Origin of the sequence: Nocardioides ginsengisoli (assembly GCF_039537225.1) — a bacterium.
GTDB lineage: Bacteria > Actinomycetota > Actinomycetes > Propionibacteriales > Nocardioidaceae > Nocardioides > Nocardioides ginsengisoli.
Window position 1 is genome coordinate 187,400 of record NZ_BAABAC010000049.1, and the last position, 12,011, is coordinate 199,410.

Genomic DNA, 12,011 nt, shown 5'->3' on the forward strand with positions numbered 1-12,011 from the left:
CAACCGTCAGGAAGCGCAAGTTTCCGTCAGGAAGTCCGGCGCAGCAGCGCCAGGAACATCGCGTCGGTCGCGTGCCGGTGCGGCCACAGCTGGACGGAACCGGGCAGCGGCCCGTCCGCGTCCGGTACGGCGGGCAAGTGCGGCCGCACGTCGTCGAGTCGCAGCTCCGGGTGGTCGCCGAGGACGGCGGTGACCACCTCGGCGGTCTCCGCGAGCACCGGCGAGCAGGTCGCGTAGAGCAGCGCTCCCCCGGGCCGCAGCACCCGCCCGGCCTCGGCCAGGAGGGTGCGCTGGAGCGCGACCAGCTCGGCGAGGTCGCCCGGCGTACGGCGCCACCGTGCCTCGGGCCGCCGGCGCAGCGCGCCGAGGCCGGTGCACGGCGCGTCGAGGAGGATCCGGTCGGCGCTCGCGTCGGCGTACGGCGCCCGGGTGGCGTCGGCCTGGACGACGCCGGCGAAGCCCGCGCCCCCGCCCGACGACGCGGCGCGCGCGACCAGCCGGGCCCGGTGGTGGTGGAGCTCGACGCCGGTCAATGCCGCGCCCCGCTCGGCGGCGAGCGCCGCGAGCAGCGACGCCTTGCCGCCGGGGCCGGCGCACAGGTCGACCCAGCGCTCGTCGCGGCCCTCGACCGGCGCAGCTGCCAGCGCGAGCGCGACCAGCTGGGAGCCCTCGTCCTGGACGCCGGCGCGACCCTCCGCGACCGCGGGCACGGCGGCGGGGTCGCCGCCCTCCAGCGTCACACCGTACGGCGAGTAGGGCGTCGGCGTCCCGGGGAGCTCGTCGCGCGTCGCCCGGCCGGGCCGCGCCACCAGGGTCACCCGCGGCGGGACGTTGTCGGCGGCGAGCAGCGCGGCCAGCTCGTCCTCGCCGACGGCCGACGCCAGCGCGTCGACCACCCAGCGCGGGTGGCTCTCGGCGACCGCGAGGTGCCCGTGGGCATCGGCGTCGGACGACGGCGCGACCTCGTCGATCCAGGCCGCCAGGTCGCGCGCCGACACCTTGCGCAGCACGGCGTTCGCGAAGCCGCCGGCGCCCTGGCTGACCTTCGCGCGGACCAGGTCGACGGTCGTGCTGATCGCCGCGTGCGCGGGCACCCGCATCCCGAGCAGCTGGTGGGTGCCGAGCCGCAGCGCGTCGAGGACGGCCGTCTCGACCTTGCGCAGCGGCCGGTCGATGCACGCCGCGAGGACGGCGTCGTAGGTCGCCTGGCGCCGCACCGTCCCGGCCGCCAGCTCGGTGACGAAGGCCGCGTCGCGGCCGGTGAGGCCGTGCTGGCTGAGGACGGCGGGCAGCACCAGGTTGGTGTAGCCGTCCTCGGCCCGGACCGCCCGGAGCACCTCGAGCGCGGCCGCGCGGGCCGGGTCGACGCGCCGTCCGCGCGGTCGGCTCACTCGAAGCTCGCGGTCTCGGGCAGGCGTACGCCGCGCGCCCAGTCGGCCGCGCCCATCTGCTTCTTGCCGAACGCCTTGACGTCGGTCAGCCGGACCGGCTGGGTGACGGTGCCGACGAGGACCTCGTTCTTGCCGACCTGGATCGCGCCGGGCACCAGGTCCGGCCCGTCGGCGACGATCTCGACGCGGCCGAGCTTGACCCGCTCGCCGTCGAGCGTCGTCCAGGCGCCGGGGCCCGGGGTGCAGGCGCGGATCCGGCGGTCGACGCCGACGGCCGGCTCCTTCCAGTCGACGCGCGCGTCGTCGACGGAGATCTTCGGCGCCAGGCTGAGGCCGTCGGTGGGCTGCTCGCGCGCCTCGAGGGAGCCGTCGGCGATGCCGTCGAGGGTCGCGACGAGCAGGCCCGCCCCACCCTCGGCGAGCCGCCCGAGCAGGTCGCCGGCGGTGTCGGTCGGGCGGATCCGCTCGGTCATCACGCCGAACGTCGGGCCGGCGTCGAGCGCCTCGACGATCCGGAAGGTGGTGGCGCCGGTGTACTCGTCGCCGGCCCAGATCGAGTGCTGGACGGGGGCCGCGCCGCGCCAGGCGGGCAGCACCGAGAAGTGCAGGTTGACCCAGCCGTGGACCGGGATGTCGAGCGCGCTGCGCGGGATGAGCGCGCCGTAGGCGACGACCGGGCAGCAGTCGGGCTCGAGCGCCCGCAGCGCGTCCTGGAACTCCAGGTCGCGCGGGTGGATGGGCTTGAGGACGGGGACGCCGAGCTCGGCGGCACGCTGCGCGACCGGGCTGGGCGTGAGCTTGCGCCCGCGTCCGGCCGGAGCGTCGGGGCGGGTGACGACACCGACCAGCTCGTGACCGGAGTCGGCGATCGCGTCGAGCGCGGGGACGGCGACCTCGGGGGTGCCGGCGAAGACGACCCTCATCGGCCGAAGCCTCCCGTCGCGTGGGGCGAGACCCGGATGGTCGGCTTCTCCAGCCCGAACCACTCCGACTCGCGGATCTCGCGCATCGCGGCCTTGCGGCCGGCGTCGTCGAGACGGTCGATGAACAGGATGCCGTCGAGGTGGTCGGTCTCGTGCTGGATGGCGCGCGCGAGATAGCCGCTGCCCTCGATGGTGACCGGGTCGCCGTACATGTTGAAGCCGGTGGCCACGACCGACAGCGCACGCAGGCAGTCGTAGGTGAGCTCGGGCAGCGAGAGGCAGCCCTCGGGGCCGTCCTGGGTGTCGTCGGAGAGCGCGAGCTGCGGGTTGACCAGGTGGCCGACCTCGCCCTCGACGTTGTAGGTGAACACGCGCAGGCCCACCCCGATCTGCGGCGCGGCCAGGCCCGCGCCGGGGGCGTCGAGCATGGTGTCGGTCAGATCGGTGACCAGCTGGCGCAGCTCGGCGTCGAAGTGGACGACCTCGAGCGTCGGCTTGCGCAGGATCGGGTCGCCGAAGAGGCGGATGGGTCGGATAGCCACTGCGCAATCCTAGGAGGCCACGGGGCGCAGGTCAGATCTCGGGCGGGTCGACCTGGATGCGGACCGCCTCGAGCTTGCGCGCAGCTCGCAGCCGCTGCACCTCCCCCAGCGCCCGGGCCAGCTCGGCGCCCATCGCCCGCGGCACCCGGACGACGACCCGCTCGGCCTCGTCGTCGCGCGTCGGCACCGGCCCCAGCACCTCGGCGGCGTCGGGCAGCGCGAGCAGGGTGAGGACGTCGTCGAGCGCGCCGGGGCTGCCGGTGATGGTGGCGATCCGCGCGGCGGGCGGGAGCCTCGCCTCGCGCCGGTCGTCGGCCTCGCGGGCGGCGAAGCCCTCGGGGTCCCAGCGGACGAGGGCCTGCAGCGCAGGGATGCCGGGGTCGCCGACGGCCAGCGCCCGCCCGCCCGGGCCGAGCAGGCCGACGGCGTTGGCCCAGCGGCGCAGCGCCTCCTCGGGGGCGCGCATGCTGTCGCGGCCCAGCGCCCACCAGGTGTCGAGCAGGACGACGACCGCGAAGCCGTTGGCGGCGACCGGCTCGGCCCCCGGGGTCGCGACCACGATGCGCGGCTCGGGCCCGACGCGGGCGCGGATCTGGTCGCCCGACGACGACACGACTGGGACCTTCGGAAAGCTGCGGCCGAGCTCGTCGGCGGTGCGGGCGTCGCCGACGACGGGCGCGCGCAGGCCCTTGGCGCCGCACTCGGCACAGGCCCAGTCGAGCGCCTCGGTGGCGCACCACCGGCAGCGCGGCGGCGTGGTGGGGCCGGTCAGCTCGAGCGGGCCGGCGCAGGCGCGGCAGCGGGCCGGTGTGCGGCAGCGCTCACAGGCCAGCCTGAGCACATAGCCCGCACGCGGGACCTGGACCAGAACCGGCCCGCGCTCGAGCCCCCACCGCAGCGCGTCGTGGGCCTCGCGCGGGACCCGGGCGCCGGGGGCGTTGGGGTCGCGGGCAAGCGCCGTCTCGGACGCGCCACTGATCGCGATCAGTGCGCGCTCGCGCAGGCCGGTGCGCGGCAGCGCGATCTCGTGGGCCCAGCCGGTGTGGAGCAGCTGGTGGGCCTCGACGGTGCGGCTGAAGCTGCCGATCAGCGCGGCCGTGCCCTCGAGCTCGGCGCGCAGCAGCAGCACCTCGCGGGCATGGGGGTAGGGCGCGCGCGGCTCGGCGTGGAGCTCGTCGCCGTCGTCCCAGATCGCGACCAGGCCGAGGTCGTGGACCGGCGCGAAGGCGGCCGACCGGGTGCCGATGACGATGCGGCGCTCGCCGCGGCTGACCGCGAGGAACTCGCGATAGCGCTTGGCGGGGCCGCTCAGCTCGGCGGCGTGCGGCCCCCGCTGCGCCGGAGACTCGCTCAGGCCGGACGGTCGGTCGGCCTGGAGGGCGACGTGCTGGTCGGGGCCGAGCAGGTCGAGGAGCGCCGCGTCGAGCCGGGCGACGTCGCGGTGGTCGGGCAGGCAGATGATCGTGCCCCGCCCGGCGGCGAGCGCGGACGCGGCGAGGTGGGCCAACAGCGTCGGCCAGTCGTCGCCCGGGCCGGCGCCCCAGACCGCCCGTGGCGGGTGCTCGTTGCGCAGGTGGGCGAGGAAGGGCGCGGCCGCCGGATAGGGCGCCCACGCGCGGTCGGCCGCGGCCGGGTCGTAGCGCAACGGCGGCGCGGGGGGCGTGGGCTCGCGCTCGGTGGTGGCGTGGCGCGGCGGCACCGCGAGGCGTCGTACGTCGGCGCTGACGCCGGCGTAGCGCTCGGCCACCCGGCGGCAGAGCTCGGCGACCGCCGGGCTGAGCACCGGCTCGGGACTGACCAGCCGGCGCAGCGGCATCAGCGTGCCGTCGTGGTCGGAGGCAGCGGCCCGCTCGACGACATAGCCGTCGACCTCCTGGCCGGCGAAGCGGGCCTTGACCCGCGTGCCGGCTCGGGCGCCCTCGGCCATGGCGACCGGGACGGCGTAGTCGAAGGTGCGGTCGAGGTGGGCCAGCGGCAGGTCGAGCACTACCCGGGCGACCGGGTCGATCTCCGCGATCGCCGCACCGGCCGCCTTGCGCGCGCGGGTGGCCGCGGCCTTGGCGCGACCCTCCTTGACGCGGTCGCGCACGAGGCCGGGCAGCTCGAGGGCCGGCTCGTCGGGCGTGGGCGTCATGTCGGCAGTTTTATCAGTGGCCCCCGACGGAACACGCCCGCCGTCCCCAGGGGACGACGGGCGTGTGACGTGCGTTCGGGCTCAGATTCCGGCAGCAGCCTTGAGGGCCTCGGCGCGGTCGGTCTTCTCCCAGGTGAACTCGGGCAGCTCGCGGCCGAAGTGACCGTAGGCGGCCGTCTTGGCGTAGATCGGGCGACGCAGGTCGAGGTCGCGCAGGATGGCCGCCGGGCGCAGGTCGAACACCTGGAGCACGGCCTCCTGGATCTTCTCGTCCGGGACGACGCCGGTGCCGAAGGTCTCGACGAAGACACCGACCGGCTTGGCCACGCCGATCGCGTAGGCGACCTGGACCTCGGCGCGACGGGCCAGGCCCGCGGCGACGATGTTCTTGGCGACCCAGCGCATCGCGTAGGCAGCCGAGCGGTCGACCTTGGACGGGTCCTTGCCGGAGAAGGCGCCGCCGCCGTGGCGGGCCATGCCGCCGTAGGTGTCGACGATGATCTTGCGGCCGGTCAGGCCGGCGTCGCCCATCGGGCCACCGACGACGAAGCGACCGGTGGGGTTGATGAAGAGCTGGTGGCCCTCGGACGGCACCGACGAGGCGAACTGCTCGAGGACCGGCTCGATCACGTTGACCGTGATGTCCTTGGCCAGCGTCTCCTGGTCGATGTCCTCGGAGTGCTGGGTCGACAGCACGACGGTGTCGATGCGCAGCGGGCGGTCGTCCTCGTCGTACTCGATGGTGACCTGGGTCTTGCCGTCGGGGCGCAGGTAGGGCAGCGTCCCGTCCTTGCGCACCGCGGTGAGCTTCTCGGCGAGCGTCTGCGCGATCTTGATCGGCAGCGGGAACAGCTCGGGCGTGTCGTCGCACGCGTAGCCGAACATGAGGCCCTGGTCGCCGGCGCCCTGCCTGTCGAGCTCGTCGCCGGAGCCGTCGACGCGCTCCTCGAAGGCGTCGTCGACGCCCTGGGCGATGTCGGCCGACTGCGCGCCGATGGCCACCTGCACGCCGCAGGAGTTGCCGTCGAAGCCCTTGTCGGACGAGTCGTAGCCGATCTCGAGGATCTTCTCGCGCACGAGCTGGGCCACCGGCGCGTAGGCCTCGGTGGTCACCTCGCCCGCGACGACGACGAGACCCGTGGTGAGCAGCGTCTCGACCGCGACCCGGCTCTTCGGGTCGTGCTCGAGCAGGTAGTCGAGCACGGTGTCGCTGATCTGGTCAGCGATCTTGTCCGGGTGACCCTCGGTCACCGACTCCGACGTGAACAGACGTCCGGTCATGATGGTGGGAACTCCTGGGGTGGTAGGCCGTGTCGGGACCCCCGTGCCGACATGGTCGATAGCGGTGTGACTGATGTGGTGCCGTTCCAACGATACGAACGGCCGGGAGTCATGGTCACTCGTCTCACGACGTAGAAGTGGTTGCCAGGCGCGTGACGACCTGGTCCCAGATGTGGTGGGCGAGCGCCGACTTCGAGCCGTGGGGCACCTCGAGGGCCGAGCCGTCGGCGCCGAGGATCACCGCCTCGTTGTCGGTGCTGCCGAAGACCGCGCCGCCGCTCACGTCGTTGACGACGAGCAGGTCACAGCCCTTGCGGGCCAGCTTGGCCCGCGCCAGGTCGAGCACGCTGCCGGTCGCGTCTCCGGTCTCGGCGGCGAACCCGACGATCACGGCCTCCGGGCGGGCCCGGTGGGTCGAGATCTCCTTGAGGATGTCGGGATTCTGTTGCAGCGTGATCGAAGGAGCCGATCCGTCGTCGGCCTTCTTGATCTTCGTCTCCGAGGTCGACACCGGCCGGAAGTCGGCCGGCGCGGCCGACATCACCACCGCATCGGCGGTGGCCGCGGCCGACAGGACGGCGTCGCGGAGCTCGGCCGTCGACTCGACACGCACCACCTTGACCCCGGCAGGGTCGGGCAGCGTGACATTGGCCGCGATCAGGGTGACCTCGGCGCCGCGGGCCGCGGCGGCCCGGGCCAGGGCGTAGCCCTGCCGGCCCGAGGACCGGTTGCCGAGGAAGCGGACCGGGTCGAGGCGCTCACGGGTGCCGCCGGCGGAGACGACGACGCGCCGCCCGGCGAGATCCTGGACGCCGGCCGCGCCGGCCGACTGCGCGCGGGCGAGGATGTCGCGCGCGACCTCAAAGATCTCCTCGGGGTCGGGCAGCCGGCCCTTGCCGGTGTCGGCTCCGGTGAGCCGGCCCTCGGCGGGCTCGATCACGATCACCCCGCGGGAGCGGAGGGTCGCGACGTTGGCGGCCGTGGCCGGGTGCTCCCACATCTCGGTGTGCATGGCCGGGGCCAGCACGACCGGGCAGCGCGCGGTGAGCAGCGTGTTGGTGAGCAGGTCGTCGGCCAGGCCGTGCGCGGCCTTGGCGACGAGGTCGGCGGTCGCCGGAGCGACGACCACCAGGTCCGCCGTCTGGCCGAGCCGGACGTGCGGGACCTCGTGGACGCCGTCCCAGACCTCGGCGGAGACCGGCTTGCCCGACAGCGCCGCCCAGGTGGGCGCACCGACGAACTCCAGCGCCGCGGCCGTCGGGACGACGCTCACGTCGTGGCCGGACTCGGTGAACCGGCGGAGCAGCTCGCAGGCCTTGTAGGCCGCGATACCGCCGGAGACACCGAGCACCACGCGGGGCCGGGACATGGCCGTCAGATCACTCGACGTCGGCGACGGGCGCCGCGGCGACCGCAGCGGCGGCGGCCTGCTCGGCGGCGAGCTCGGCGGGGTCGATGTCCTCGCAGGTCAGCAGGTCCTGATTGATCTCGCGCAGCGCGATCGACAGGGGCTTCTCCTGCACGTGGGTCTCGACGAGCGGACCGACGTACTCGAGCAGGCCCTCACCGAGCTGGGAGTAGTAGGCGTTGATCTGCCGCGCACGCTTGGCGCTGTAGAGGACCAGCTTGTACTTGCTGTCGGTCTTGGACAGCAGGTCGTCGATGGGAGGGTTGGTGACACCCTCGGCGGCGATGTTCGGGGCAGACACAGAGGTCCTCACTGATCGTGGACGGAATCAACCATTAAGCCTACCAACTCAGCCACGGCGGCATGAACTTCGCGGTTGACGATGGTCACGTCGAACTCGGCCTCGGCTGCCAGCTCCTCGCGAGCGGTCGCGAGCCGGCGCTCGCGCTCCTCCTCGCTCTCGGTGCCGCGACCGACCAGTCGGCGGACCAGCTCGTCCCACGACGGCGGCTTGAGGAAGACGAAGACGGCGTCCGGCGCGTTCTCGCGGACCTGCCGCGCGCCCTGCAGGTCGATCTCGAGCAGGGCCGGGCGGCCGTCGGCGAGCGCCGCGTCGACGGGGCCCCGCGGCGTGCCGTAGCGGTGGACGCCGTGGACGACGGCCCACTCGAGCATCTGGCCCTCGGCGACGAGCCGGTCGAACTCGGCGTCGTCGACGAAGTGGTAGTGGACGCCGTCGACCTCGCCCGGACGCGGCGCGCGCGTGGTGGCGGAGACCGACAGGTAGATTTCGGGATGGTCGGCGCGGATGGCAGCGGCGACCGTGCCCTTGCCGACCGCGGTGGGCCCGGCAAGGACGAACAGCTTGCTACTCACCCGAGAACTCGCGCTCCAGGGCGGCGACCTGCTTGGCGCCGAGTCCGCGGACCCGGCGGGACTCGGCGATGCCGAGCCGCTCCATGACCTGACGCGCGCGCACCTTGCCGAGGCCCGGGACGGACTGGATCAGGTCGAGGACCTTCATCTTGCCGATGACCTCGTTGACCTGGCCCTGCTGCAGCACCTCGGAGATCGAGGCGCCCGAGTTCTTGAGCCGGTTCTTCACCTCGGCCCGCTCACGGCGAGCGGCCGCTGCCTTCTCGAGGGCGGCCTGGCGCTGTTCGGGGGTCAGGGGAGGCAGAGCCATCGGGTGAGGAGTCCTTCGGTCAGGGTCGGCGCCGTCGGAAGGCAGGCACCGTCGGCCAATCTAGCCAGTCCCGCGCGGCTGCGGCAATGCGGGTGGCGCAGGTCCGACGACGGCGGCGTCGAGGGCCTCGATCACGGCCACCTCCTCGGCATCCGGGGCGGCCCCGGGTGCGCGCCAGACGCGCACGGTCGAGCCGAGGCCGGGCACCTGGGTCTGCAGCAGGACCTGGCGGGAGTTCGCCGGCCGCCACTCCCCCTCGACCTGGGCGCCGTCGGGCAGGCTGACGACGAGGGCGACGGTGCTGACCGTGCCGTCCTCGCTCAGGTTCACGTGCCGCCGTACGACGACCGCCCGGGCCGGGCGCGCGGCCGCACGCGTCGCCTGCCAGCGGGCCTGGGCCGCCCGGTCCTCCTGCGCCCCGCGGATCGAGCCCACCAGCCCGAGCCAGGGAGCAGACACGAGGCCGGCGATGACCACGGTGAACAGGACGTCGAACCACCGGCCGGGGGTCTCGCCGGCCCAGAGCTCGACCACGGCCACGACGCCGACGAGCAGCGCCACGAGCAGCGCGGCGGCGGTCGCGATCCGACCGCGGACGCCCAGCCTGCTCGGCAGCCGGAGTGCCTCCGGCACGCGGCCGTCGCTCCAATCCTCCACGAGATGGACGATGGTCCTCATGCCGGCACGCTACCCGCCGCCCTAGAGGCTGAGCGGCGTCTTGCAGACATCGCGCGCCTGCTGGTCGACCCGGCGCAGCGCGGTGTTGGTCTCCTGCGACCCGAGCCGGGCCGCGGCCGCGTCGATCGCGTCCTTCTTCGCCGCGGACAGGCCCGCCGGCGGCCGCGCGCGGTCGTAGGACGCCGCGTCGACGCCCGCTGCGGCGAGCGCGTCCTCGAGGTCAGAGATCCGGGCCACGACGAGCCGCCAGTCCTGGCGAATGTCGTCGGGCGACTTGCGCTCCAGCGCCTGGAAGCTGGGCAGCGCACGGATCAGGCCGGTCTCGGCGCCCGCCGAGAGCGCCGCGCCGAGCTTGTCGCGCTGGGCGACCACCTCGTCGCAGTACGACGCGAACGGGTCGTCGTCGCGTGTCGTGCGGAGCACCAGGAACCCGACCGCCAGCGCCACGACCGCGACCGCAGCGCCGACCAGCAGGGTCCGGCGGCTCACCCGAGCAGCTCGCGCAGCTCGTCGTTGGCCCGCCGTACGGCGGCCTGCATCGCGCCCGCGTCGGGCCCGAGGCGCAGCACCCCGCGCGAGGACGTGGGGATCACGTTGCGCGCGCCCGCGCCGAAGATCCGGCGGATGTCGTCGGTCGTGCCGCCCTGCTCGCCGTAGCCGGGCGCGAGGATCGGCCCGTTGAAGCCGAAGTCGAGTCCCCGGTCGTCGGCGAGCGTCGCGCCGACGACGGCGCCGAAGGAGCCGAGCGGGTCGGCACCGGCGTTGAGCCGGGCGAGGTGGTCGAGCACGGTCGCGGAGACCGTGCGGCCGCCCTCGACGACGGCCTGCTGGACCTCGGGGCCCTCGGGGTTGGAGGTCGCGGCGAGGACGAACAGGCCGGCGTCGTGCTTCAGGGCGGTGTCGACGAAGGGCTGCAGCGAGCCGAAGCCGAGGTAGGGCGTGACGGTGACCGCGTCGCTGGCGAGCGGGGACGCGGGGTCGAGGTAGGCGTCGGCGTAGGCCTGCGAGGTGGAGCCGATGTCGCCGCGCTTGATGTCGAGCAGCACCAGCGCGCCGGCCGCGCGGGCCTCGGCGATGACCCGCTCGAGGACCGCCACGCCCTTGCTGCCGAAGCGCTCGTAGAAGGCCGCCTGCGGCTTGATCACGCTGCAGTGGGGCGCGACCGCCTCTACCGCGCCGAGCGCGAACCGCTCGAGGCCGGTGAGGTCGTCGCCGTAGCCCCAGGCCTGGAGCAGCGCCGCGTGCGGGTCGATGCCGACGCAGAAGGGGCCGCGGTCGGCGATGGCGGCGACGAGCCGGGATCCGAAGGTCATGGGAGTCTCCGCAGGGCGTCGGGGCCGAGGTCGGCCAGGGTCGGGTAGCCGTCGACCGCCATGATCAGGTCGGCCTCGGCCTGCAAGGCGCGGACCTGGTGGACGGCGCCGGGGACGCCGCCGAGTGCGAGCGCGTAGGCGTAGGGGCGGCCGATCGCGACCGCGTCGGCGCCCAGGGCGACCGCCTTGATCACGTCGGCGCCGGTGCGCACCCCCGAGTCGAAGACGACGGGTGCCCGGCCGTCGACGGCGGCCACCACGTCGGGCAGCCAGTCGAGCGCCGCTCCCCCGCCGTTGGCCTGGCGGCCGCCGTGGTTGGAGCAGTAGATGCCGTCGGCGCCCTCGTCGAGAGCGCGCTTGGCGTCGTCGGGGTGGCAGATGCCCTTGAGCACGATCGGCAGGTCGGTGAGCGAGCGCAGCCACGGCAGGTCGTCCCACGTCACCGGGTGGCCGAAGGTGCCGGCCCACGTCATCACGACCGTGCCGGGGTCGGGGCTCGGCCCGGTCATCTCCTGGAAGACCGGGTCGGAGGTGTAGTTGGCGAGCGCCTTGCCGCGCAGCTGCGGGAAGTTGCCGGACGCCAGGTCGCGTGGGCGCCAGCCCGGCACCCACGTGTCGAGGGTGACCACGATCGCCTCGTAGCCGGCCGCCTCGGCACGCCGTACGAAGCTGGCGGCGAGGTCGCGGTTCTTCGGCGTGTAGAGCTGGAACCACTTCGGCGCGTCGCCGGCCGCCTTCGCGACGTCCTCGAGCGGGTCGCTCATCAGGGTCGAGCCGATGAACGGCACCCCGGTCGCGGCCGCCACCTCGGCCGCGTGGACGTCGCCGTGCTGGTCGGGCGTGCAGATCCCGATCACGCCGACCGGCGCGAGCATCAGCGGGCTGGCGAGGGTCCGGCCGAAGAGCTCGACCGACAGGTCGCGCTCGGCGGAGGCCCGCAGCATCCGCGGGACGACGGCGTAGCGCTCGAAGGCGGCGACATTGGCGCGCTGCGTCGTCTCGTCGCCCGCTCCCCCGGCGACGTACGTGCGCAGCTCGGGCGGCAGCGCGGCGAGCGCCCGCGCCTCGAGCTCGGCGTGGTCGAAGGGGTGGGCGGGCAGGACGCCGCCGAGCGCGCCGAGGTAGAGCTCCAGCTGGTAGTCGCCGAAGCTCATC

13 protein-coding genes are annotated in these 12,011 nt (G+C 74.4%); all 13 read right to left on the minus strand.

The annotated features are described in order from the left end of the window. Positions 1–26: 26 nt before the first annotated feature. Entirely contained in the window at positions 27–1,391 is a 1,365-nt protein-coding gene (locus tag AB4880_RS24625) for an RsmB/NOP family class I SAM-dependent RNA methyltransferase (protein WP_367921868.1), read from the minus strand. Further along, positions 1,388–2,314: a methionyl-tRNA formyltransferase gene (gene fmt / locus AB4880_RS24630; protein WP_367921869.1), complete on the minus strand. Its 927-nt coding sequence runs from the start codon at positions 2,312–2,314 to the stop codon at positions 1,388–1,390. The genes AB4880_RS24625 and fmt overlap by 4 nt, the downstream gene beginning before the upstream one ends. After that, positions 2,311–2,856, minus strand: a complete 546-nt coding sequence (gene def, locus AB4880_RS24635; protein WP_367921870.1) for a peptide deformylase — start codon at positions 2,854–2,856, stop codon at positions 2,311–2,313. Before def ends, fmt begins: the two co-directional genes overlap by 4 nt. A gap of 31 nt (positions 2,857–2,887) precedes the next feature. Beyond that, a complete protein-coding gene (locus AB4880_RS24640) occupies positions 2,888–4,990 on the minus strand; it encodes a primosomal protein N' (RefSeq protein ID WP_367921871.1) in 2,103 nt (700 codons plus the stop codon). Between the two features lie 81 nt (positions 4,991–5,071). Beyond that, positions 5,072–6,271, minus strand: coding sequence for a methionine adenosyltransferase (metK, locus tag AB4880_RS24645; RefSeq protein ID WP_367921872.1), 1,200 nt, complete (start codon positions 6,269–6,271; stop codon positions 5,072–5,074). 124 nt (positions 6,272–6,395) lie between these two features. Next, positions 6,396–7,640, minus strand: a complete 1,245-nt coding sequence (gene coaBC, locus AB4880_RS24650; protein WP_367921873.1) for a bifunctional phosphopantothenoylcysteine decarboxylase/phosphopantothenate--cysteine ligase CoaBC — start codon at positions 7,638–7,640, stop codon at positions 6,396–6,398. Positions 7,641–7,650: 10 nt separating this feature from the next. After that, positions 7,651–7,980: a DNA-directed RNA polymerase subunit omega gene (rpoZ, locus tag AB4880_RS24655; RefSeq protein ID WP_367921874.1), complete on the minus strand. Its 330-nt coding sequence runs from the start codon at positions 7,978–7,980 to the stop codon at positions 7,651–7,653. 8 nt (positions 7,981–7,988) lie between these two features. Next, positions 7,989–8,555: a guanylate kinase gene (gene gmk, locus AB4880_RS24660; protein WP_367921875.1), complete on the minus strand. Its 567-nt coding sequence runs from the start codon at positions 8,553–8,555 to the stop codon at positions 7,989–7,991. Beyond that, entirely contained in the window at positions 8,548–8,865 is a 318-nt protein-coding gene (mihF, locus tag AB4880_RS24665; RefSeq protein WP_367921876.1) for an integration host factor, actinobacterial type, read from the minus strand. Before mihF ends, gmk begins: the two co-directional genes overlap by 8 nt. 60 nt (positions 8,866–8,925) lie before the next feature. Beyond that, positions 8,926–9,543: a hypothetical protein gene (locus tag AB4880_RS24670; protein WP_367921877.1), complete on the minus strand. Its 618-nt coding sequence runs from the start codon at positions 9,541–9,543 to the stop codon at positions 8,926–8,928. Between the two features lie 21 nt (positions 9,544–9,564). Beyond that, positions 9,565–10,032: a hypothetical protein gene (locus AB4880_RS24675; protein WP_367921878.1), complete on the minus strand. Its 468-nt coding sequence runs from the start codon at positions 10,030–10,032 to the stop codon at positions 9,565–9,567. Beyond that, positions 10,029–10,856 carry an orotidine-5'-phosphate decarboxylase gene (pyrF, locus tag AB4880_RS24680; protein ID WP_367921879.1) on the minus strand — a complete coding sequence of 276 codons (828 nt, stop codon included), beginning with the start codon at positions 10,854–10,856 and terminating at the stop codon, positions 10,029–10,031. Before pyrF ends, AB4880_RS24675 begins: the two co-directional genes overlap by 4 nt. Then, positions 10,853–12,010 (minus strand): alpha-hydroxy-acid oxidizing protein, encoded by a 1,158-nt coding sequence (locus AB4880_RS24685; RefSeq protein WP_367921880.1) that lies wholly within the window; start codon positions 12,008–12,010, stop codon positions 10,853–10,855. The genes pyrF and AB4880_RS24685 overlap by 4 nt, the downstream gene beginning before the upstream one ends. Position 12,011 lies beyond the last annotated feature (1 nt).

Bases quoted from the DNA above. Each gene is read 5' to 3' on its own strand.
- fmt (WP_367921869.1), bottom strand. From the start codon at position 2,314: ATGAGGGTCGTCTTCGCCGGCACCCCCGAGGTCGCCGTCCCCGCGCTC.
- AB4880_RS24640 (WP_367921871.1), bottom strand. From the start codon at position 4,990: ATGACGCCCACGCCCGACGAGCCGGCCCTCGAGCTGCCCGGCCTCGTG.
- metK (WP_367921872.1), bottom strand. From the start codon at position 6,271: ATGACCGGACGTCTGTTCACGTCGGAGTCGGTGACCGAGGGTCACCCG.
- coaBC (WP_367921873.1), bottom strand. From the start codon at position 7,640: ATGTCCCGGCCCCGCGTGGTGCTCGGTGTCTCCGGCGGTATCGCGGCC.
- mihF (WP_367921876.1), bottom strand. From the start codon at position 8,865: ATGGCTCTGCCTCCCCTGACCCCCGAACAGCGCCAGGCCGCCCTCGAG.
- AB4880_RS24670 (WP_367921877.1), bottom strand. From the start codon at position 9,543: ATGAGGACCATCGTCCATCTCGTGGAGGATTGGAGCGACGGCCGCGTG.
- pyrF (WP_367921879.1), bottom strand. From the start codon at position 10,856: ATGACCTTCGGATCCCGGCTCGTCGCCGCCATCGCCGACCGCGGCCCC.
- AB4880_RS24685 (WP_367921880.1), bottom strand. From the start codon at position 12,010: ATGAGCTTCGGCGACTACCAGCTGGAGCTCTACCTCGGCGCGCTCGGC.